This window comes from Aliarcobacter trophiarum LMG 25534, from assembly GCF_003355515.1.
GTDB lineage: Bacteria > Campylobacterota > Campylobacteria > Campylobacterales > Arcobacteraceae > Aliarcobacter > Aliarcobacter trophiarum.
Genome location: NZ_CP031367.1, coordinates 706,810 through 728,952 on the forward strand (window position 1 = coordinate 706,810; position 22,143 = coordinate 728,952).

The following is a 22,143-nucleotide window of genomic DNA, read 5'->3' on the forward strand; positions in this document are numbered from 1 at the left end:
TTATTTCTCCATATCTTGATTTTTTGAATGTTTTTTTTCTTTTGGTTTGAAATTAGGTTTTATTTTTGCACCAGTATATCTACTTGCAAAATTCTCTGCTTTTTCTAAATTATCAAACTCTTCATAATTATTCCAATCGCCATTAAAAACAACTCTATATGGTTTTAATTCCTCTTTAGTTGTATCTTTTTTCATTTCCATTTTTTTACATTGGTAAAATTTTATTTATTTAAGTTGTTAAAAAACATAATGTTTACTTTTGAAAAATCTTTTTGAACAGGATTTACTTCTTGTAAAGTTATGTTTGCTGTTACTTGATTATCTAAAAAGTATTTTTGATACTCTTTAATTAAATCACCTCTTCCAATAATTATTATCTCATTTGAATTGTGAGCAACTAAAAAGATTTTTACTAAATCTTCATTTTTAAATAAATATTTTCCAACTTTTTCAGCTGTTGCTTGAAAAGTCCAATTTTGATTTTTTAAATGAGGGTCTTTTGGTACTTTAAACTCTTTTGTAAGCAAAAACTCTTGATTTATAGTTAATGCACTATCTTTATGCCACTTTACAGGCTCGGCATCAGGTATCTTATCAGAACAACCCGACATCATAAAACCAATAGTTGTTAAAACTCCTAAATTAAAAGCTAAAGCTGATAACATTCTAATTGCTGTATTTTTTGTCATTTTCTATCCTTATATGTTTTTATAATAATTTCTAAGCTCATTTACTTTCTTTTCAAGAGGAATCTCTTTTGAAAATATTTCGCTTACCTTGTCAGTATGTACTGCTCCTGTTGATATTATTGAGATATTCTCTTTGCCAAGAGTTGATAAATCTAAATTAACAATCGCAACTTCCTTGCTTCTTTTAACTAAAAAAGGGTATCTTGCTGGATTAAATCCTTTTATTATTTGATACTCTTCAAAAGTACAACTTAAACCTTTTACATAATCATCTTCATTTGCTTTTTCATTTGGGAAAAATATATGTGTTGATGTTTGTTCAACAATTGCTCTAGCAATTTTTAATTTAAGTACATCTTCAACACTTTGTGAAGCCATACCAATAAATCCGTTCTCTTTTCTAATCGTTTTTAATTTATTAAAAACTTCATCTTGAATAAGCTGATTATCAAGCCATTGCCAAAACTCATCAATTCCAAGTCCAAATCTTCTACCATCAATTAATGAAGTAACTCTCATTAAAATATAGAAACTTAAAGGAGCTGATATATCAGGGTCATTTAAAAACTCTGTTCCATCTATTCCATAGAAATTAATATCATCAGGAAAATCAAGCAAATCATTTTCATTGTCAAAAACCCACCCGTATTTTGCACCTTTTTTCCATAATGAAAATCTTTGTTTTAAAGAGTTATCATCGCTATTATCATCTGTTAGATTTTCCAAAAGTAATGAAATCCCATACTTTCTATCCTCTTTGGGAATATAATCCATAATAAAATTAATAGCATTTGTTAGCTCTTTTTCTTCACTTGTTTTTAAAGTTTCACCATTTGCTGTTACAAGTATTTTCATTAATATTTGTAAACTTCTTTTATTATTATCATTGCTTTCAATTGCAAAAGGATTAAATCCTGTTGGAACTCCATTTTGAAGAGTGATATATCTTCCACCAGCACTTAAAATGTTTGCCATTGCTCCATAATCTTTATCAAGATAAACTAAAGTCATTTTTTTAAGATTTTCAGGGATATTTGTTGGAAATGTACTTTTATCAGCAAATTTTAAAAGTTGATTATTTAAAAATTGCAAAAAGGCTGTTTTTCCACCACCTGATTGACCAATTACCAAAAAGTTTCCAAGAGTAAAATCACCAAAATCATTTTTACTTTTTTCAGCGTGAATGTTGAAGTAATAAGGCTGTTTAGATGGTGTTTTTAGTACCGTTACAGCTTCACCCCAGCAATTATTATTCTCTCTTCCTTTTGGGAAATTATGAAGAGCTATTAAACTAGCAAAATTTTCATTATTTATTAAGCTCACTCTAGGTCTTAAAGCATAATTTGTTGGAAATTGTGCAAAATATGTAGATGGTAGAGCCAAATCAGCTAAACTAACCTGTAAACCAACATCTTGTAAATTTGTTATCACTTTATTTGTATTGCTTTTAACCTCTGTTAAATCATTTCCAAATACTGTAATTGAAAAATGATAATCACCAAAAGCTAAATCACCATTTGTTAATCTATCTAAAGCAATATCAAACTGTTCAGCTTGTGTAATTGAATCATCTTCACTAGCTTGAAAATGTTTCTTTTGTTTTTTTAACTTCTCTTTTGCTTTGCTTCTTTGTAACGGTGTAAATGATTGAGTAATTGTATAGTTCACATCTAAATACATTAAAGTATCTAAGATACCTGAAAATGTTGTTGAACAATAATCTTTTATTTCAATTATTTGTGCAAATTTTTTATCACTTGTTGTATAGTTTAGTTGCACTAAATCACCAGCAAATTGTATATTTTTCAATCCACCAATTAAATACTCATTTAAAGGAGCATTTAAAGCCCTTGTTTTTAAGAATTTTCCACCTATTAGATAGTTATAAAATTCTAATTGTGTAGAATACTTTTTCCCATATTCTTGATACACACCTAATTTTCTTGCATTGAATCTTGATAAATTAGCTTCAAGCCTATTTGAATAATCTTTAAACTTAGTCATAAAATTTAAAAGTTCATTTTGAAATTTATTTGAGCTCAAACTTAAAAATTTGCTTTTATCTGTACTATTCAAAAAAGGATTATAAATCATTGTAAGATACAAATTTGTAGCCTTACTACTTCCAGCTGTAAAAGATTTAAAATATAAATCATTGATTTCTTGTAAATATTTATTCTCATAGTTAGCTTTTAAATGTGTATCTACATCGTGCCTAGCACTATGAAAATAAAAAGATACAGGCTCACTCGAAAAAGCAGAAAAAATATTTGCTAACATCTTGTTTATAGAATCTTGATTCTCTTCACTCTCTACTTCGAAAGCAATTCCTTTTATTTCCCAACTGCTAATTAATTGATATTCTTTTGTTAATACAAGAGAATCATCTAATAATGATGAATATGGTATATACTTTTCAAAAGAGGGATTAGAATTTAATCCCAAAATTGAAAGTATAGGATAATCAACTTTGTTGCTCATTTTTCTATACTCCATACTTGAAAATGTTTTAACTCCGTAATATTTTTTATTTAAAGATGGTGTTTTTAGTTTAAAACTTTGAAATAATATGCTATACATAAAATCATCAAAGGTAACTATAAATCGCATTATTAAAACTATTGGTATAGCTACCAATATATACATAATATTTGTCCAAACTGAAACAAAAGATATAAGAGCTAAAACTGAAATTAAAGGCAAAATCGGAACACCAAAAAGCATTGCTGGTCTAGTCATACCTTTAAAAAGGATTTCAACTTGTTTTGCCATAGTTCAAACCTTTTTTAGCTTACAAAAGAAGCAAAAGCTCCACCAATTGCAGAAGCAGAAGCTAATAAACCAGCTCCAACAATAATTTTTGTCATTTCATCAATTGGTCGCCCTTGGTGCATAACTTTAAAAGCTACATAAGCAATTAAAATTGTTATAGTAATACCAGCAACAGCGAACAAAGCTAATTTTATAGCTTCCATAACATTAAATGCACCATCTGTATTAATTGCACTTGCAAAAACTAAGTTTGGTAACACCAACAACATTAACATCAACACTAAATTGATTTTTTTCTTTCCTAACATCTTATTTTCCTTTTTTGTGATTTTAGAACTTGAAAAAATTGATCCACTAAAGATGGATTATATTTTCAAGTTCTATTTAACTTTGTTTAATTCTAAATCACTAAACATAGAGAATATAGAACTAAATCAAATTAAACTTAGTGTGTTTATTTTGTGCATAATTGATATATTAAATTTGAGTTTTTATATATTAAATAAATCTCTAAAAGCTTGTAAGGGTGCTATTTTGAGTAGTATCTATTTTATTTAATATAGATATTTTTTTATCTACAATTAATTTTTTATTAATTATTTATAAATTTTGCAAAGCTTTGATATAATCGAATTTAATTATCAAAAAGGTTTAAAATGCAAATTATTATAATAGTTTCTATCTTGCTTGTTATTGCAACTGTTGTTATTTATAAAATAAATGAGAGATTTGAAAAAAGAGAGTTTTATATACTTCTTTTAACTATTTTTATGGCAACAATTGGTTTTTTATATTATGAAAATAAAAAAGATAACTATCTTCCAAATATGTTTATAGAAAAATATGAACAAGAACATAAAACTAAAATAAAAAGCTTAGATTATGAGCTTTTAAACAATAAAGTTGTGAGTAGTAAAGATAAGTTTGTATATAAATTTATATATACAGTTTTAAAAGAAGATAGTGAATTTTTATGTAGTATAAAAGATGTTGAAATTCATAAAATAAGAGATGAATATATTTTTGTAAACTTTGATAGCTTAAAAGAGGAGTGCTTTAAAAAGTGAAAAAAGCAACAAAAGATGATATAAAAGTTATAAAAGAGGCATTTTTAGAGCATTATAGCGATGCTGTTACAGAGCTTGACTATAAAAATGACTATGAATTACTAATAGCCATTATTTTATCAGCTCAATGTACAGATAAAAGAGTAAATATAATAACTCCAGCACTTTTTGCAAAATATCCAAATGTTTTTGAGCTAAGCCTTGCAAATCTTGATGATGTAAAAAAACTTATAAACTCTTGCTCTTTTTTTAACAACAAAGCACAAAATATTATAAAAATGGCAAAAAGCGTTGTTGAAAATTATGGTGGAGATATTCCACATGACCAAAAAGAGTTAATAAAACTAGCGGGTGTTGGAAATAAAACGGCAAATGTTTTTATGATTGAGTACAAACAAGAGAATCTTATGGCTGTTGATACTCATGTCTTTAGAGTATCTCATAGACTAGGACTTAGTTATGAGAAAAATGTGGAAAAAACAGAAGCTGAACTTGTGAAAAAGCTAAAAGGCGATGATTTGCATATTTTTCATCAAGCTATGGTTTTATTTGGAAGATATATTTGTAAAGCTGTAAAACCAGAGTGTGATAAGTGCTATTTCCCACAAGTTTGTAAAACTAAAAGCAGTTTTAAACCTAGTTAAATTTTAAAATCTAAATATATTTTGCAAAACTTTGCTACACTTCGCTTTATGAATAAAGAAGATTTTTTTATAAACCAAATATCAAATAGTAAATATAATGGTGACGATGGAGCTTTTATCGATGGTTATGTTTACTCTATGGATGCTTTTTTTGAAAATGTACACTTTAAAAAAGAGTGGATAGATAAAGGTATTATATCTTTAAAACAAATTGCTTATAAATCAATGCTTGTAAATATTTCAGATGCAATAGCTATGAATGCAAAACCAAAATATGCATTAATTTCAATAGCAATTCCAAATACATATACAAATGAAGATTTAAAAGCTCTTGCATGTGGATTTAAAAAAGCAGCAGATGATTTTGATTTTGAGATTATTGGTGGAGATACTATTGAAAACTCTAAACTCGATATTAGTATAACAATTATCTCAAAAACAAAAGAGCCAAAATATAGAAATAGTGTACAAATAGATGATTATATTTGTTATACTGGAAAATTGGGAGAGAGTAAAAAAGATTTAAAAGCACTTTTAAATGGAAAAAAGATTAAGAAAACATCTAAATTTATAAAGCCAACTTTAAGAGCAGATTTTTTCTATGAAGCGGCAAAATATATAAATGCTAGTATGGATATAAGTGATGGACTTTTTTTGGATTTGGAGAAACTTTCAAAGGCTTCAAATAAAGGGTTTATTTTTTTTAAAGAGATAAAAGAGGAAGTTGGAACTTCAGGAGAAGAGTATGAGATTTTATTCTCTGTAAACTCTAAAAATCTAAAAAAAGTTGATAATATTGCAAAAAAGTATGGAGTAAAATTAAATATTATTGCAAAAGCAGTAAAAGGAAGCTACAAAAGTAGTTTTCCAAACCACCATTTTAAAAATTAAGGATAATCGTGCAACTACAAAGATTTCTAAACCACTCAAAAATTGATGTGGTATTTAAACAAAGCAAAGATGATTTTGTGGTAAATGAAGTGCCACTTTATGAGTTTAGTGGCGAGGGAGAGCATTTAGTTTTAAAGCTTAGAAAAAAAGACTTAGCAACTTGGGATGCAATAGAGATTTTGGCAAACTACTTAAAATGTAGCTCAAGAGAGTTTGGATATGCAGGATTAAAAGATAAAAATGCAATGACTGTTCAACATCTTTCAATACATAGAAAATATGAAGATGCTTTGAAAAACTTTGCACATGAAAATATAAAAATTCTTGAAACAACATATCACAATAATAAGATAAAAATAGGGCATTTAAAAGGAAATAATTTTTTTATTAGATTAAAAAGAGTTGGGCTTGTTGAAAAACAAAAAATAGAAGAGGCATTAGGAAAAATTGCTACTTTTGGAATGCCAAATTATTTTGGGTTTCAAAGATTTGGTATAGATGGTGAAAATTATAAAAAAGGCGAAAAAATTGTAAAAGGTGAATTAAAAGAGAGAAATAGAAATTTAAAACAGATGTTTATAAATGCTTACCAAAGTTATCTATTTAATTTGTGGTTATCGAAAAGAATTGAAATATCAAAACTAATAGAAGCTTTTGAACCAAAAGAGATTTTTGAAAAACTAAATCTTTCTCTTGAAGAAGTAAAAAGAGCAAAAAAAGAGCCTCATCCTTTTAAAATAATAACTGGAGATTTATTAAGCCATTATCCCTTTGGAAAAATTTTCATAATAGATGATTTAGAAGTTGAAAGTCAAAAATTCTTTGAAAAAGATAGAGTTCCAACAGGGCTTTTATGCGGAAAAAGAGTAAAAAAATCTGAAGGTTTTGCACAAAGTATTGAAAAAGAGTTTGATGTAGAAATGGCTGAAGATGGTGCTAGAAGATTTGCTTTTATTTTTCCTGAAAATTTAGAGAGTAACTATAAAGAGGATAAAAACCATATGGAGTTAAATTTTTATCTTCCAAAAGGTTCATACGCAACAGAGCTTATAGCTGAAATATTGCACTAAAAAATTAAGCAATTTTTGGTTAGTATCAAGTTTAATATAAACACAAGGAATTAAAATGAGATACGAAGAGCTGATAACGGAACTTTGTGAGGTTATAAAAGAGACTGAAAATGATGCTCAGGGAATTTTTGATAGTAGTCAGGATATAGAAGATTTAATAAGTGATATTGATATGCCAAGACATAAAAAGCAGAGGCTAGAAGATACTCTTTCAAATATCTATGGTTTCTTACAAAGGCAAGATTTACATAGACAAAAAATAGAGAGAGTTGTGAATTTTGTTTGTGATAAGAATGATATTGATAAATCACAATATAATTTAGCTCCAAGTGCAAAAACAATAAATCCTACAGAGGATAGTTTAAATGAAGAAGAGTTAGAAGCTTTAATAAAAAGTATGCAATAAAAGTTGTAAAAAGGGTTTTAAGCCTTTTTACATTTTACACTATCAAGAGCTTTAAAAATACTATTTGTACTATTTTCTACTTTATTGGCAGCTGATTTTAAGCTATCATTTCCATTTCTTTGATGATTTGAAGAGATTAGGTTCTCAAGTGAGTTTTTAAACTCTACATCTAAAGTTTTAATAGTTTCAATTTTATCTTCACTATTTTTTGTATTAATATTTTCTAACCACTTTTGAACTAAATCAAGATTTTCTAATTTGAAGTCTTCATTATCTCCTAGTCTTGAGTAAACACTATCTTTGTTTTTTAGAAGGTTTACTTTTAAAAGTGCTGTATCAAAAACAAGATCAACGTCACAAACTTTATCTAAACTCTCTTTTATAAAAGAAGCTCTTGAGGCAGCAGTTACTAAAGAGCTAGACATAGAAGCAATTTTATTTGCCATATCTAGAATTTCTTCAGATACTTTTGCATTCTTTTGTGTAGAGTCATCTAATTGATTAACTGCATCATTTATTTGAACTATTCCCATTTCTTGTTCTTTTGAAGCTGTTGTTACTGTTTTTATTGTTGTAATAGTATTTGAAATATTACTACTTAACTCATTATAACCATCTATCATATTATTTGCTATATTTTTTCCATGATTTGCTTTTGAAGTTGCTTTTTCTACTATATCTTTTATCTCCCTTGCAGCCTCTGCACTTCTACTTGCAAGATTTCTTACTTCCTGTGCAACAACTGCAAAACCTTTTCCAGCTTCTCCTGCTGTTGCTGCTTCTACTGCTGCATTTAGTGAAAGAATATTTGTTTGGAAAGCAATTTGGTCGATTACTTCAATAGCTTCATTTATAGAGCTTACCTCTTTATTAATCTCATCCATAGATTTCGCTGTAAGATTAGCTAGTTCTTGCCCTTTTTTTGCAGAATTATTTAACTCTTGAGCTAAGTTTGACATAGAATTAGTTGCTTGAGTATTTGCCTTTATAGTAGCTGTAATCTCTTCAAGCGCAGCAGCTGTCTCTTCCAAACTTGTTGCTTGTTCATTTGATGAGATTGATAACCTATTTGAAGATAAAGATAGTTCTTGTGTACTATCTTTTAGTGAGTTACCAGTATTCATAACAATTGCTAAAAGTTCAGAAGTATTATTTCCAACTAACTTTATACCACTTGCAAGAGAACCCATATCACCAAAAATATTTTCATCTTCTAAAACATAATCATATTTCGATTCAGCATAATTTCTTAAAGCTTCATTTATCTTATCTAAAGTCTCTTTTGTCTTTTCTATCATTAAATTTAGTTTATTTTTTAAATCTTCTACATGATGGTTTGATGCAGTATTATGTACTCTATATACAAAGAAACCATTTGCTGTTTTTTCTATTACATCATTTGCTTCATCTATAACAATTTCATCTTGTTTTAAACCATCTCTTACTTTATGCATATATGAGTTAAATAAGGTAGCCACTTCACCTATCTCATCATCTGATTTTACATTTAAAGTTATATTTGTATCTTTTGAGTGAAGTAGATTTGAAAATCCTTCTTTTAAACTCTCTATTGGGTTTGTAGCTTTTCTTACAATAAAGAAAATTAAAATAATAGTAATCAAACCTAAAATAGTAGATGTTAAAGAGATCTCTTTTAATAAAGAGTTTATTTTTGCATCAGTTTCTGAAAGAGAAAAAGTAAGATCCATAACTCCAATTACATCTCCAATCTCTTGATTTGCATGACAGGCCATACATTCAGATGTAGCAATCATAGGTTTTATCATTCTAATATTGTGACCGTTTTTATCATTTGTCTGAATTATTTGGTTTTCTTTTGTCTTAAAACTTTCTAAAATCTCAGGATTTGTAGTATATGGAGTTGTAACCCCATATAGCTCCATTAGAGCTTTACTTTTTGCAACTGTTAGGTTTTTTACACCTCTAATTTCTCTTGCTTCATCTTCTGCTTTTTGAATTAGAGAGGGATCCCCTGTATTCATAGTATTTCTTAGTGTCTGAAAGATAGAAGCATTTAACATCTCTAAACTATCTTTTGCATTTGCTATAGAGTCTTTTGTTACTTTTGTTGTTGTTGAGTAGACTATAATTGAACTACTAATAAGCATTAGTAAAAACAGTGCAAAGATAATCTTGTTGCTAATCTTTTTTGTAATAAAATCAAACATATTGCATCCCTCATTTTTAAGTGAATTTATTATATACTTTAAAACATTTAAAAAATATTAAATAAGAGAGTAGTTTCTTAAATTAAGCAATGATTATTATGAATATAATAAAATATAAAGAGAGATAGATTGATAGTAGGATTAATTGGAAAAGTTATAAAAAAGGAACCAACTGTACTTTGGTTGAATGTAAATGGTGTGGTATATGAAGTTTTCATATCTTTAAATTGTAGTTCAAAAATTATTTCTGATGAAACAACTCTTCTTATAACGGAAATAATAAGAGAAGATGCACACAACCTTTATGGTTTTTTAGACAATAATGAGAAAAAGCTATTTGATACAGTTATAAAAATAAATGGAGTTGGACCAAAAGTTGCACTTGCTATTTGTTCAACTTTTACACCTAGTTCATTTGCACAAATTGTTAGTTCAAATGATGTAAATATGTTAAAAAGAGTTCCAGGAATTGGACCTAAAGGTGCAAGCAGAATTTTAGTTGAACTTAGTGGATTTATTGTAGATGGAGCAAGTAGTGATGAGGCTACAAATATAAATATTGAAGCTGCTTTGGCTTTAGAGAGTTTAGGATTTAAAAAAGATATTGTAACAACAACTTTAAAATCTTGTACGAGTTCAACTACTTCTGAATTAGTTCGTGAAGCACTTAGAAAATTACAAAAATAGATAAAAGGAAATAGTATGAAAATAGCGATACTTTTTGGTGGTTTGAGTTTTGAACATGAGATTTCAATTGTAAGTTCAATTGCTATGAAAGATATTTTAAAAGATGAGTTGATATATCTTTATATTGATGGAAAAAGAGATATTTATGAGATACCTACACAGAAGATAAATTCAAAACTTTTTAGTAGTGGTGAGTATAGAAAATTTGATAGAGCTTATTTTAAAAAGGGTGGCTTTTATAAGATAAGTGGCTTATTTAAAAAAGAACAAAGTATAGATTTTGATGTAGTTTTAAATCTCTCTCATGGTGGAGATGGAGAAGATGGTATATTATCATCTATTTTGGATTTTTATAATATCCCTTTTATAGCTCCAAGGACTGAGGCTTGTGTAGTTAGTTCAAATAAGTTTATTACAAAAGGTTACGCAAAAAGTGTAGATGTAAATGTATTAGATTACAAATATTATACAAAAAATGATGATATAAAAGTTGATATGTTTCCAGTTATTGTAAAACCTGTAAAATTGGGAAGCTCTATAGGAGTTGCTATTGTGAAAAGTAAAGAGGAGCTTGATTACTCTTTAGATGTTGCATTTGAATTTGATGATGCAATTATAATTGAGCCATTTATTAGTGGAGTTAAAGAGTACAATTTAGCTGGAACAAAAGTAAATGGTGAGTTTATTTTTTCAATTATTGAAGAGCCACAAAAGGCTGAATTCTTAGATTTTGACAAAAAATATTTAGATTTTTCAAGAACTTCAAAAGCAAAAGAGGTTGATTTAGGAGATAAATTAAACCAAGAGATAAAAGAGAGTTTTAAAAGACTTTATAATACTTTATTTGAAGGTTCAATAATAAGATGTGATTTTTTTGTAGTAGATGAGAAGGTTTACTTAAATGAAATAAACTCAATTCCAGGCTCTATGGCAAACTATTTGTTTACAGATTTTGAAGAACTATTTAAAAAAGTTGCTTTAACTCTTCCAAAAAGAAAAGAGATAGCTATAAATTATGAGTATGTAAATAAAATCCAAGTTGCAAAAGGAAAATAAATTTGGCTATTAAAAATCTTGCATTTGATGGTAAAAAATTTGATTTATCTTATGAATTGATAAATCCTACAAAAACAGAAGATATTTTATTTCTACACGGTTGGGGTTCAAATAAAGATATTATGAAAAGTGCATTTTCTTCCCATTTAAAAGAGTATAGACATATTTATCTTGATATGCCAGGATTTGGGAAAAGCTCAAATAATTATATACTAACTACAAAAGAATATTCAAAAATCATAAAAGAGTTTTTAAACTCTATAAACTCAAATTGTGAGATAGTTTTTGGTCACTCTTTTGGTGGAAAAGTAGCTACATTATTAAATCCGAAAAACTTAGTTTTATTAAGTAGTGCTGGAATTTTAGAAGAAAAATCGACAAATGTAAAATTCAAAATATTTTTTGCAAAACTTTTAAATAAATTAGGCTTAAAAAACTTTACAAAAATTTTTAGAAGCAAAGATGTTGATAAGATGAGTGAAAATATGTATGCTACTTTTAAAAATGTTGTAGATGAAGATTTCTCTTCTTACTTTTCAAATTTTCAAAATAGTGCTTTTGTTTTTTGGGGAAAAGAGGATAGTGCAACATCTTTGAAATCTGGAGAAAAGATAGCAAATTTGATAAAAAAATCAACTTTTACCTCATATAATGGTGACCACTATTTTTTCTTAAAGCACTCAAAAAATATCTGTGAAAGAGTAGAAAATGGAATATCTTAGTATAGTTACTAAAATTGTTTTAGTAATAAGTTTGGGTTGGTATTTAATTACTAACTTACAGTGGTACAATTATAAATTAGCTAGAGTAATATTTAAGCATCATAAATGGCAATGGCATTTAACATTTTTTATCTCTCCTATAGTTCTATTTTTTCTAATTCCTAGCCCATATTTTGATATATACTTTTTTGTTTTATATTTTGTAAGTTTTATTTTATGGAATAGAAGACTTGATAGAAGTTTGGTACTTACAAGTAGAGTAAAAAGGTTTTTGACTATTTTATTAATAACTCTTTTTGTTCAAATTTCTCTATGTTTAAATGATGATTTTTGTGCAAGAGTAACTCTATTTTTGACTATTTTTATTGCATTAATTATTTCAAACATTATAGAGAAAATATTTTTCTTAATCTTAAAAAGTAGAGCAAAAAGAAAATTATTAGAAAACAAAGATTTAAAGATTGTCGCGATTACAGCATCTTATGGAAAAACATCTATAAAAAACTTTTTATATCATGTATTAAAGAATAATTTTAAAACATATAAAACTCCACGAAGTGTAAATACAATAGTTGGGCTTGTTCTTGATGTAAATAGAGATTTACCAAAAGATACACAAATATATATAGCAGAAGCTGGAGCAAGAGTAAAAGGTGATATTAAAACAATAGCAAACTTTTTGGAACCACAGATTGCTGTTATTGGAAGTGTTGGGGAACAACATATTGAATATTTTAAAACTTTAGAAAATATCAAAAATACAAAAAAGGAGCTTTTATTATCTCCACGATTACAAAAAGCATTTGTTCATAGCAGTGCAAATACAGTTTTAAGTGAAAAAATAGAGGAGTTCCCAAATAATCTTCATATAGTAAAGAGTAATCTTGCTGGGCTTTGGTTTGATATGGAATTAAATGGAAAAGTAGAGCATTTTTATGCTCCAATTTTAGGAAGTTTTAATGCTATAAATTTAGCATCAGTTGTGTTGGTTGCTACTCATTTAGGAATGAGTGTTTTGGAGATAAATGAAGCAATGGCAACTTTGCCACAAGTAGAGCATAGGCTTCAAAAAATAGAGGCAAATGGAAAAATTATAATAGACGACTCCTTTAATGGAAATCTTGAAGGTATGCTGGAAGCTATAAATATCTCTTCAACATATATTGGAAGAAAAGTAATAATAACTCCAGGTCTTGTAGAATCTACTGATAGTGCAAATATTATTTTAGCAAAACAGATAAACAAGGTTTTTGATTTTGTAATAATAACTGGAACTTTAAACGCAAATATTTTAAAAGCAAATATAAATGAAGAAAAAGTTTTTGTATTGAAAGATAAGACAATGCTTGAAACAACTTTAGCAAGAACTACAAAGAGTGGAGATTTAATACTGTTTGCAAATGATGCACCAAACTTTATATAGGACAAAAAATGGAACACTTATATGCACCGTGGCGATACTCATATGTAAGTGATGAGAAGATAAAAGAGTGTGTTTTTTGCCATATTTTAAAAAATATGGATGAAGAGAAGTATCAAGTACTCTTTAGCGATCAATTTTGCTATGTTGTAATGAATAAATTTCCATATAGCCCAGGTCATATTATGGTTGTTCCTAATTTTCACACTTCAAATATTGAAGATTTAGATGAAATAATATGGCAAAGAGTTTCAAAAAGAGTAAGAGAGGCTGTTAAACTTCTAAAAGATATTATGCCTTGTGAAGGTGTAAATATTGGTATGAACTTGGGAAAAGCAGCTGGTGCTGGAATTGAGCAACATGTTCACTACCACTTAGTTCCAAGATGGATTGGAGATACAAATTTTATTACAACAATTGCTCAAACAAGAGTATATTCAGCTGATTTTCAAGAGATATATAAAAGATTAAAAAAGAGTTCTAATAAATACTTTTTTTAATAGCAATTTAATATAAACAATAAGGAACAGAATGAAAAATATACTAAAAGAGTTTTATAAAAATAATTTTATCTACTCTACAAAAGAGAAATTGGCTAAAACTACAATATTCCTGATTATAGTTTTAGATATTATTGTTTATATGATAATCCAAGAAGGATTAAGCTTTCAAACAAATTTTATAGATAGCCCATATCAGAAATATACACAATCTTGTAGTAGTGCTATGAATTCAAACTACAATGATTTCTCAGCACAAAAATATGTCTATAACTTTGATATGCACGATGGATATTATAAAACAATTAGTTCAAAAAATGATGAGTTAGATAATAGATGTAAAACTCTTTTAGAAAAAATTGATAGTGTAAAAACAAATCATAATATTAAAGCTTTAAATCAAACTAAAAAAGAGTTAAATGTAAAGATTAATAAGATTGAAGATGATTTGAATTATATAAGAGATAACTATAATACAGTTTTATTTGAAAAAATTGCAAGTCAAAATAGTGATAACTCTATACTTGAAAATGATATTTCAAGTATAAATATAAAAGAGAAATATGATACTTTAAATGCTCAATATGCAGATATAAAAGATGAAATTAATAAATTAAATTTAAGTTTTTCAGAATCAAATAGTGTAAAAGACTTAGTCTCTTATGTAAACTCAATAAAAGATGGGTACATTAATGATAAGAATGAAGCATTTAGTAGTTATTACTATAAAGTAGATTTTATTCAATTGGCTTTTTTACTTCCTCTTTTAATTGGATTCTTTTATCTAATGAAAAGATATATAAAAAATGAAAAATATATACTATATGTTATTTTTAAAAATCTCTTAATAGTATCTTTAATACCAACAATTTATCAAATATTCTCAATAATATATAAATTTTTACCAAAAATATTTATTGAAGAGTTAATAGAGTTTTTTTATAGATTGGAGATACCTTTTGTAGTTTATTATATTTTAATAATTCTTTTTATATTGATATTTACAGTTACTATAATAAAACTACAAAAATATTTTAAATCAAAATTAGAGAGTAATAAAAAAAATAAGATTACTAGAATTAAATTTTACAATATAAGCTCTTGTATTGAGTGTGGAAGTAAAGTCTCTTATTTAAATATGAACTTTTGTCCAATGTGTAGAAATAGGCTAAATATTGAGTGTAAAAATTGTAATAATTACACAATCTATGGGCTTGATTATTGCAAAAATTGTGGAGAGCTATTAGAAGTGTAGCTTAATACAAGCTTACTAAGTATCAAATAATACTCTTTTGTTCCTTTTTAAAAGGAAATAAATTAATGAATTTATTTTCAGAAGCCCCATAGTTATTGACATTTAACCAAACTTAAGTTATAATCCGCGTCCACTTGATGTGGTTAGAGCCATTTTTTGGTGTCTAACGAGTTCTTTAAAGGAAAAATATATGGAAAAAATCAGATTAAAGCTTAAAGCTTATGATCATAGAGTTTTAGACAGAAGTGTTGCTTCAATAGTTGAAGCTGTTAAAAGAACTGGTGCTGATTTGAGAGGTCCTATTCCTCTTCCTACAAAAATCAGAAGATATACAGTTATCAAAGGTCCTCACGTAAACAAAGATTCAAGAGAGCAATTTGAGATTAGAGTTCATTCAAGAATTATAGACATTATTTCAGCAACAGCTGATACTGTTGATTCTTTAATGAAACTAGACTTAGCTCCTGAGGTTGATGTTGAAGTAAGATCAATGGGTCAAGAATAAGTAGAAAGGGTAATACAAGATGGAATTTATAGTTCAAAAAATCGGTATGAGTAGAACAGTATCTGTTCCTAGTACAGCGGTTACACTTTTAAAAGTTATTGATACAAAAGTATGTCAAGTAACTGATGGTGTAGCACTAGTTTCTTATAGTAGCGGTAAAAAATTCAACAAAGCTATTGAGGGACAACAAAAAAAATATAACCTATCTAAAGAGTTTAACAGATTTGCAACAATTACTGTAGCAAATAGTGAAGCTGGAGATTTAGATGTTGCTGGTTTAGGTGAAGCAAAAATCGTTAAAACAACTTTTAAAACAAAAGGTAGAGGTTTCTCTGGAGTTGTAAAAAGATGGAATTTTGCTGGTGGAAGAAGTTCTCACGGACATAGAATGGGTAAGAGAACAGGTTCAATTGGTAACTGTGAGTTCCCAGGAAGAGTTCAACCAGGTAAAAAAATGCCAGGACAATACGGAAATACAAATGTATCTGTAAAAAATGAAGTTTTATCATTTGATGCGGAAGCTGGAGTTTTAGTTCTTAAAGGTTCAGTATCTGGTCCAAATGGTTCATTAGGAAAAGTAAAGGTTGCTAAATGAGTAAAGCAATAGTATTAAATACAAAATTTGAAAATAGTGGTGAATTAGTTTTACCTGCAAATTATGAAGAGATAAATAAACACAATTTATACTTATATGTAAAATCGTATTTATCATCTTTAAGAGCAAATACTGCTAGTGCAAAAACTAGAGCACAAGTAAGTGGTGGTGGTAAAAAACCAAAAGCACAAAAAGGTAGTGGAGCTGCAAGATGGGGATCTAAAAGATCACCTTTATTTGTTGGCGGTGGAGTTACTTTTGGTCCTACTAAAAGAAACTACGAGCAAAAAGTAAATAAAAAACAAAAAGCTCTTGCACTTAAATATGCTTTAAATGCACAAGCTCAAAATGGTTCACTTTTTGCAGTTGATTCAATTAAATTAGAATCAGGTAAAACTAAAGATGCGGTTGCAGTTTTAAGTAAACTAAACAAAAGAGATACATTAATTGTTGTTGATACAATTGATGAAAAAACTTATTTAGCGTTTAGAAATATTAAAAACTGTTATATGATTGAAAAGCAAGAAGTAAATGCATACTTAATTGCTGTATATCACTCTGTACTAATTGAAAAATCAGTACTAGAAGCATTAACAAAAGAGGCTTAAGATGGCAGATATTACAGATATTAAATCAATTTTATATACAGAAAAAACAATTGAGCTTCAAGAAAATGGTGTAATCGTTGTTCAAACTAGTCCTAGAATGACTAAAACAGGTTTAAAAGAGGTTTTCAAAGAGTATTTTGGAGTAGTTCCTACAAAAATTAACTCTTTAAGACAAGATGGAAAAGTTAAAAGATTTAGAGGTAAACTTGGAAAAAGAGTTGATTTCAAAAAATTCTATGTAACACTACCAGAAGGCGCAGCAATTGCGAACCTTTCAGCATAAGGAGTAAGAAATGTCAATTAAAAAATTTAGACCTATAACTCCTGCTAGAAGATTTATGTCAGTTATTGATAGCTCTGATATTACTTCAAAACCAACAGTTAGATCTTTACTTGTAAGAGTAAAAGCAAATGCTGGTAGAAATAATAATGGAAGAATTACTTCAAGACACAAAGAAGCAGGTGCAAAAAAACTATATAGAATTATCGATTTTAAAAGAGATAAATTTAATGTTGTTGGTACTATTGCAACTGTTGAGTATGACCCATATAGAAACTGTAGAATTAGTTTAGTTTCATATGCTGATGGAGATAAAAGATATATTATTCAACCATCTGGTTTAAAAGTTGGAGATAAAGTTGAATCTGCTATATCTGGACTTGATATTTTACCAGGAAATGCTATGCAACTTGTAAGTATTCCTGTTGGAACAATGGTTCACAATATTGAATTAAAACCAGGTAAAGGTGCTCAAATTGCTAGAAGTGCTGGTGGTTATGCACAAATTATGGGAAGAGAAGATAAATATGTTATCTTAAGATTACCATCTGGTGAGATGAGAAAAATCCTTGGAGTTTGTATGGCTACTATAGGTGTAGTTGGAAACGGGGATTATATAAATATGGTAATTGGTAAAGCTGGTAGAACAAGACACTTAGGAATTAGACCTCAAACAAGAGGATCTGCTATGAACCCTATAGATCACCCACACGGTGGAGGGGAAGGTAAAACAAATTCTGGAAGACATCCTGTTACTCCATGGGGTATGCCAACTAAAGGTTATAAAACTAGAAAGAAAAAAGCTAGTGATAAGCTAATCATTTCAAGAAAAAAGAAGTAAGGGTTTAAGATGGCAAGATCAATAAAAAAAGGACCTTTTGTAGATGCACACTTAATGAAAAAAGTTGTAGCTGCTAATAGTTCAAAAGATAGAAAACCAATTAAAACATGGTCAAGAAGATCTACAATTCTTCCAGATATGATTGGAATAACATTTAATGTACATAATGGTAGAAACTTTGTTCCTGTAAATGTTACAGAGAACCATGTTGGATATAAATTAGGTGAGTTTGCACCAACTAGAACATTCAAGGGCCATAAAGGTTCTGTTCAAAGAAAGGCATAATAATGGCAAGAGCGATATTAAAATTTATTAGAGTTTCTCCTATTAAAGCAAGATTAATTGCTAGAGAAGTTCAAGGGATGAATGCAGAGTATGCAATTGCATCTTTACAATTTACTCCAAACAAAGCTGCTGGAATTATCTCTAAAGTAATAGCTTCTGCTGTTGCAAACTCAGGATTGGACTCAGCAAATGCAGTTATTACAAGTGCAAGAGTAGATAAAGGACCAGTTCTTAAAAGATTTACTCCAAGAGCAAGAGGTTCAGCTTCACCAAAGCATAAACCAACTGCACATATTATGATTGAAGTAGCTGCTGCAACAAAAGGAGACAAGTAATGGGTCAAAAAGTTAATCCAATAGGTTTAAGATTAGGTATCAATAGAAACTGGGAGTCTAGATGGTTTCCAAAATTTGAAACAATGCCTTCAAATGTAGCTGAAGATGACAAAATAAGAAAATTTGTTAAAAAAGAGTTATATTATGCTGGAATTGCTCAAACTGTTATAGAAAGAACTGCAAAAAAAGTAAGAGTTACAGTAGTAGCTGCAAGACCTGGAATTATCATTGGTAAAAAAGGTGCAGATGTTGAAAAACTAAAAGACTCTTTATCTAAACTTGTAGGGAAAGAGATAGCTGTAAATATTAAAGAAGAGAGAAAACCTCAAACTTCTGCACTACTTTCAGCTGAAAATGTTGCACAACAACTAGAAAGAAGAGTTGCATTTCGAAGAGCTATGAAAAGAGTTATGCAAAATGCACTAAAAGGTGGAGCAAAAGGTATTAAAGTATCTGTTTCTGGAAGACTTGGTGGAGCTGAAATGGCTAGAACTGAGTGGTATTTAGAAGGAAGAGTTCCTTTACATACTTTAAGAGCTAGAATTGATTATGGTTTTGCTGAAGCTCATACAGCTTATGGTTGTATTGGTATTAAAGTTTGGATATTCAAAGGTGAAGTTCTTGCAAAAGGAATTCCAACTGAGAAATCTGAAACTTCTGAGTCAAAACCAAAAAGAAGACCAGCAAAGAAAAGAGGTAAATAATTATGTTAATGCCTAAAAGAACAAAATTTAGAAAAATGATGAAAGGAAGAAATCGAGGTGAAGCTCATAGAGGTAACTCTTTAGCATACGGAGATTTTGGAATTAAAGCTGTTGAGCATGGAAGAGTAGATTCAAGACAAATTGAAGCATCTAGGGTAGCCATGACAAGAAAAGTAAAAAGACAAGCGAAAGTTTGGATTATGGTATTCCCTGATAAACCACTAACTGCTAAACCACTTGAAACAAGAATGGGTAAAGGTAAAGGAAGTGTTGATAAATGGGTAATGAACATTAAGCCAGGAAGAGTTTGTTTTGAAATGGCTGGAGTAGATGAAAGTTTAGCAAGAGAAGCTTTGGCTTTAGCAATGCACAAACTACCATTTAAAACTAAATTTGTAACAAGAGATAGCGAAAATGAACTATACTGATATTAAAGATAAAAGCTTGAGCGAACTTCAAGCATTATTAAAAGAGAAAAAGGTGCTTCTTTTTGAATTAAAAGCTAAGCTAAAAACTATGCAGCTAACAAATACATCTGAATTAAGAACAGCAAAAAAAGATATTGCTAGAATTCAGACTGCTATTACAGCTCTAAATGCTAACTAAGGATCTAAGTATGACACATAAAAGAGAGATTCAAGGTGTAGTAGTAAAAAGATCAGGTGACAAAACAGCTTCTGTTTTAGTTACAAGATCAGTTTTACACCCAAAGTATCATAAAACTGTAAAAAGATTTAAAAAATATTTAATTCATGATGAAAAAAATGAGTTAAATGTTGGTGATAGTGTTATCGCTATTGAGTGTAGACCACTATCTAAAACTAAATCTTTTAGATTAAAAACTATCCTTGCTACAGGAGTTAAATAATGATTCAAAGTTTTACAAGATTAAATGTAGCAGATAACACAGGTGCTAAAGAGATTATGTGTATCAAAGTTTTAGGTGGTTCTAAAAGAAGATATGCAACTGTTGGTGATGTTATTGTTGCTAGCGTTAAAAAAGCTCTTCCAACTGGAAAAATTAAAAAAGGTCAAGTTGTTAAAGCAGTAATTGTAAGAACTCATAAAGAGGTTCAAAGAGAGAATGGTTCATTAATTAGATTTGATGACAATGCAGCTGTTATTTTAGATGCTAAAAGAGAGCCTGTTGGAACAAGAATTTTTGGACCAGTAGCAAGAGAGGTTAGATATTCAGGATTTATGAAAATCGTTTCACTTGCACCGGAGGTATTATAATATGGCTATTAAATTAAAAATTAAAAAAGGTGATACAGTTAAAATCATTGCTGGTGATGATAAAGGTAAAACTGGTGAAGTTTTACAAGTATTACCAAAGAAAAATCAAGTAATCGTAAAAGATTGCAAAGTTGCTAAAAAAACAGTAAAACCAGACCAAGAAAAAAATCCAGATGGTGGATTTATAAACAAAGAGATGCCAATTGATATATCAAATGTGGCAAAAGTGGAAGGGTAAAAGATGGCATCAAGATTATTAGAAAAATATAAAGCTGAGATTAAACCAGTTCTTGAAGCAGAGTTCTCAAAAAACAAAACTTTAACAGCAAAAGTAGAGAAAGTTGTTATCTCTGTTGGTGCTGGTGAAGCTATGAAAGATACTAAGCTAATCCAAAATATGCAAGATACAATCTCTTTAATCGCTGGTCAAAGAGCAGTTAAAGTTATTGCGAAAAAATCTGTTGCTGGATTTAAAGTAAGAGAAGGAATGCCTGTTGGTATTAAAGTAACTTTAAGAGGTGAGCAAATGTATAACTTCTTAGATAAACTTTGCACTATTGCACTACCAAGAGTAAAAGACTTCAGAGGTGTAAATAAAAATGGATTTGATGGAAGAGGAAACTTTAACTTTGGACTTGATGAACAATTGATGTTCCCAGAAGTAGTTTATGATAACATCATTAAAACACATGGAATGAATATCTCTATAGCTACAACTGCATCAAATGATGCAGAAGCATTTAGATTATTAGAGTTAATTGGAATTCCATTTACAAAAGGAAGAGCGTAATGGCAAAGAAATCTATGATCGCTAAACAACAAAGAACACCTAAGTTTGCAGTACGTGCATACACTAGATGTTCTGTTTGTGGAAGACCTCACTCAGTATATAAAGATTTTGGTCTATGTAGAGTTTGTTTAAGAAAAATGGCTAACGAAGGTTTATTACCTGGTGTTAGAAAAGCTAGTTGGTAGGAGAAAAAAGCTATGATGAATGATTTAATCGCAGATGCTTTAACTAGAATTAGAAATGCTGCAATGAGAAGATTAGAAGTTGCAACATTATTGCACTCAAACACAGTTGTTGGAGTAATGAATGTACTTTTACAAAAAGAGTATATTGCTGGATTCAAAGTTATTGATGGACAAAATAATAAAAAGACAATTCAAGTTGAATTGAAATATGATGATAAAGAGAAATCAGCAATTAATGAGATTGTAAGAGTTTCAAAACCAGGAAGAAGAGTTTATAAACCAGCTTCTGAAATTAAAAACTTTAAAAACGGTTACGGTACTATTATCCTTTCAACAAATAAGGGTATCATTGCTAATGATGAAGCATATGCTTCAAAAGTTGGTGGTGAAGTACTTTGTACTGTATGGTAG

The 22,143-nt window shown here is 28.7% G+C and carries 32 protein-coding genes; 27 read left to right on the forward strand and 5 right to left on the reverse strand.

What is annotated here, in order from left to right; all coding sequences use genetic code 11:
- From ATR_RS03670 to ATR_RS03685, 4 genes are read right to left on the reverse strand one after another with little or no spacing between them, the layout of a single operon-like run.
- Positions 1–195, reverse strand: coding sequence for a hypothetical protein (locus ATR_RS03670; protein ID WP_115428134.1), 195 nt, complete (start codon positions 193–195; stop codon positions 1–3).
- Between the two features lie 26 nt (positions 196–221).
- A complete protein-coding gene (locus ATR_RS03675) occupies positions 222–689 on the reverse strand; it encodes a cag pathogenicity island Cag12 family protein (RefSeq protein WP_115428135.1) in 468 nt (155 codons plus the stop codon).
- Between the two features lie 9 nt (positions 690–698).
- Positions 699–3,461: a VirB4 family type IV secretion/conjugal transfer ATPase gene (locus ATR_RS03680; protein ID WP_115428136.1), complete on the reverse strand. Its 2,763-nt coding sequence runs from the start codon at positions 3,459–3,461 to the stop codon at positions 699–701.
- 14 nt (positions 3,462–3,475) lie between these two features.
- Positions 3,476–3,769 carry a TrbC/VirB2 family protein gene (locus tag ATR_RS03685; RefSeq protein ID WP_115428137.1) on the reverse strand — a complete coding sequence of 98 codons (294 nt, stop codon included), beginning with the start codon at positions 3,767–3,769 and terminating at the stop codon, positions 3,476–3,478.
- A 348-nt stretch (positions 3,770–4,117) separates the two neighbouring features.
- On the opposite strand from ATR_RS03685, the gene ATR_RS03690 reads away from it, so the two are divergent.
- From ATR_RS03690 to ATR_RS03710, 5 genes are read left to right on the forward strand one after another with little or no spacing between them, the layout of a single operon-like run.
- On the forward strand, positions 4,118–4,528 hold the full coding sequence (locus ATR_RS03690) for a hypothetical protein (RefSeq protein WP_115428138.1): 411 nt from the start codon (positions 4,118–4,120) through the stop codon (positions 4,526–4,528).
- The gene (gene nth / locus ATR_RS03695) at positions 4,525–5,172 is read left to right on the forward strand and encodes an endonuclease III (protein WP_115428139.1); all 648 of its coding nucleotides are present in this window, start codon (positions 4,525–4,527) and stop codon (positions 5,170–5,172) included. Before ATR_RS03690 ends, nth begins: the two co-directional genes overlap by 4 nt.
- Before the next feature lie 48 nt (positions 5,173–5,220).
- Positions 5,221–6,063 (forward strand): thiamine-phosphate kinase, encoded by an 843-nt coding sequence (locus ATR_RS03700; protein ID WP_115428140.1) that lies wholly within the window; start codon positions 5,221–5,223, stop codon positions 6,061–6,063.
- A gap of 5 nt (positions 6,064–6,068) precedes the next feature.
- Positions 6,069–7,133, forward strand: coding sequence for a tRNA pseudouridine(13) synthase TruD (gene truD, locus ATR_RS03705; RefSeq protein ID WP_115428141.1), 1,065 nt, complete (start codon positions 6,069–6,071; stop codon positions 7,131–7,133).
- A 55-nt stretch (positions 7,134–7,188) separates the two neighbouring features.
- Entirely contained in the window at positions 7,189–7,539 is a 351-nt protein-coding gene (locus tag ATR_RS03710; RefSeq protein ID WP_115428142.1) for a hypothetical protein, read from the forward strand.
- Between the two features lie 17 nt (positions 7,540–7,556).
- On the opposite strand, the gene ATR_RS03715 is transcribed toward ATR_RS03710, so the two are convergent.
- On the reverse strand, positions 7,557–9,728 hold the full coding sequence (locus tag ATR_RS03715) for a methyl-accepting chemotaxis protein (protein ID WP_115428143.1): 2,172 nt from the start codon (positions 9,726–9,728) through the stop codon (positions 7,557–7,559).
- Positions 9,729–9,857: 129 nt separating this feature from the next.
- Here ATR_RS03715 and ruvA point away from each other — a divergent pair, with 129 nt between their 5' ends.
- From ruvA to rpsH, 22 genes are all read left to right on the forward strand, one after another.
- Positions 9,858–10,415 carry a Holliday junction branch migration protein RuvA gene (ruvA, locus tag ATR_RS03720; protein ID WP_115428144.1) on the forward strand — a complete coding sequence of 186 codons (558 nt, stop codon included), beginning with the start codon at positions 9,858–9,860 and terminating at the stop codon, positions 10,413–10,415.
- 15 nt (positions 10,416–10,430) lie between these two features.
- Positions 10,431–11,471 carry a D-alanine--D-alanine ligase gene (locus ATR_RS03725; protein WP_115428145.1) on the forward strand — a complete coding sequence of 347 codons (1,041 nt, stop codon included), beginning with the start codon at positions 10,431–10,433 and terminating at the stop codon, positions 11,469–11,471.
- A gap of 2 nt (positions 11,472–11,473) precedes the next feature.
- On the forward strand, positions 11,474–12,193 hold the full coding sequence (locus tag ATR_RS03730; protein WP_115428146.1) for an alpha/beta fold hydrolase: 720 nt from the start codon (positions 11,474–11,476) through the stop codon (positions 12,191–12,193).
- Complete coding sequence (locus tag ATR_RS03735) at positions 12,180–13,616, forward strand: Mur ligase family protein (protein WP_115428147.1); 1,437 nt, start codon at positions 12,180–12,182, stop codon at positions 13,614–13,616. Before ATR_RS03730 ends, ATR_RS03735 begins: the two co-directional genes overlap by 14 nt.
- An 8-nt stretch (positions 13,617–13,624) precedes the next feature.
- A complete protein-coding gene (locus tag ATR_RS03740) occupies positions 13,625–14,113 on the forward strand; it encodes an HIT family protein (protein ID WP_115428148.1) in 489 nt (162 codons plus the stop codon).
- A 31-nt stretch (positions 14,114–14,144) separates the two neighbouring features.
- Positions 14,145–15,368: a zinc ribbon domain-containing protein gene (locus ATR_RS03745; protein ID WP_115428149.1), complete on the forward strand. Its 1,224-nt coding sequence runs from the start codon at positions 14,145–14,147 to the stop codon at positions 15,366–15,368.
- 190 nt (positions 15,369–15,558) lie between these two features.
- Positions 15,559–15,873, forward strand: a complete 315-nt coding sequence (rpsJ, locus tag ATR_RS03750; RefSeq protein WP_066154595.1) for a 30S ribosomal protein S10 — start codon at positions 15,559–15,561, stop codon at positions 15,871–15,873.
- Positions 15,874–15,892: 19 nt separating this feature from the next.
- The gene (gene rplC / locus ATR_RS03755; protein ID WP_115428150.1) at positions 15,893–16,468 is read left to right on the forward strand and encodes a 50S ribosomal protein L3; all 576 of its coding nucleotides are present in this window, start codon (positions 15,893–15,895) and stop codon (positions 16,466–16,468) included.
- Positions 16,465–17,076, forward strand: a complete 612-nt coding sequence (gene rplD / locus ATR_RS03760; RefSeq protein ID WP_115428151.1) for a 50S ribosomal protein L4 — start codon at positions 16,465–16,467, stop codon at positions 17,074–17,076. Before rplC ends, rplD begins: the two co-directional genes overlap by 4 nt.
- 1 nt (position 17,077) lies before the next feature.
- Positions 17,078–17,359, forward strand: a complete 282-nt coding sequence (locus ATR_RS03765; protein WP_066154604.1) for a 50S ribosomal protein L23 — start codon at positions 17,078–17,080, stop codon at positions 17,357–17,359.
- A gap of 10 nt (positions 17,360–17,369) precedes the next feature.
- Positions 17,370–18,197, forward strand: coding sequence for a 50S ribosomal protein L2 (gene rplB / locus ATR_RS03770; protein ID WP_115428152.1), 828 nt, complete (start codon positions 17,370–17,372; stop codon positions 18,195–18,197).
- A gap of 9 nt (positions 18,198–18,206) precedes the next feature.
- A complete protein-coding gene (gene rpsS / locus ATR_RS03775; RefSeq protein WP_115428153.1) occupies positions 18,207–18,482 on the forward strand; it encodes a 30S ribosomal protein S19 in 276 nt (91 codons plus the stop codon).
- Positions 18,483–18,484: 2 nt separating this feature from the next.
- Positions 18,485–18,817, forward strand: coding sequence for a 50S ribosomal protein L22 (rplV, locus tag ATR_RS03780; RefSeq protein ID WP_115428154.1), 333 nt, complete (start codon positions 18,485–18,487; stop codon positions 18,815–18,817).
- Positions 18,817–19,521 (forward strand): 30S ribosomal protein S3, encoded by a 705-nt coding sequence (rpsC, locus tag ATR_RS03785; protein ID WP_115428155.1) that lies wholly within the window; start codon positions 18,817–18,819, stop codon positions 19,519–19,521. Before rplV ends, rpsC begins: the two co-directional genes overlap by 1 nt.
- A 2-nt stretch (positions 19,522–19,523) precedes the next feature.
- Positions 19,524–19,949, forward strand: a complete 426-nt coding sequence (rplP, locus tag ATR_RS03790; protein WP_066154618.1) for a 50S ribosomal protein L16 — start codon at positions 19,524–19,526, stop codon at positions 19,947–19,949.
- Positions 19,936–20,127, forward strand: a complete 192-nt coding sequence (gene rpmC, locus ATR_RS03795) for a 50S ribosomal protein L29 (protein WP_115428156.1) — start codon at positions 19,936–19,938, stop codon at positions 20,125–20,127. Before rplP ends, rpmC begins: the two co-directional genes overlap by 14 nt.
- 10 nt (positions 20,128–20,137) lie before the next feature.
- The gene (gene rpsQ, locus ATR_RS03800) at positions 20,138–20,389 is read left to right on the forward strand and encodes a 30S ribosomal protein S17 (RefSeq protein WP_066154623.1); all 252 of its coding nucleotides are present in this window, start codon (positions 20,138–20,140) and stop codon (positions 20,387–20,389) included.
- The gene (gene rplN / locus ATR_RS03805; RefSeq protein ID WP_024776088.1) at positions 20,389–20,757 is read left to right on the forward strand and encodes a 50S ribosomal protein L14; all 369 of its coding nucleotides are present in this window, start codon (positions 20,389–20,391) and stop codon (positions 20,755–20,757) included. Before rpsQ ends, rplN begins: the two co-directional genes overlap by 1 nt.
- Before the next feature lies 1 nt (position 20,758).
- Positions 20,759–20,995, forward strand: coding sequence for a 50S ribosomal protein L24 (gene rplX, locus ATR_RS03810; RefSeq protein ID WP_115428157.1), 237 nt, complete (start codon positions 20,759–20,761; stop codon positions 20,993–20,995).
- A 3-nt stretch (positions 20,996–20,998) separates the two neighbouring features.
- Entirely contained in the window at positions 20,999–21,547 is a 549-nt protein-coding gene (gene rplE / locus ATR_RS03815; RefSeq protein WP_115428158.1) for a 50S ribosomal protein L5, read from the forward strand.
- Positions 21,547–21,732 (forward strand): type Z 30S ribosomal protein S14, encoded by a 186-nt coding sequence (locus tag ATR_RS03820; protein ID WP_024776091.1) that lies wholly within the window; start codon positions 21,547–21,549, stop codon positions 21,730–21,732. Before rplE ends, ATR_RS03820 begins: the two co-directional genes overlap by 1 nt.
- Positions 21,733–21,744: 12 nt before the next feature.
- On the forward strand, positions 21,745–22,143 hold the full coding sequence (gene rpsH / locus ATR_RS03825) for a 30S ribosomal protein S8 (RefSeq protein WP_115428159.1): 399 nt from the start codon (positions 21,745–21,747) through the stop codon (positions 22,141–22,143).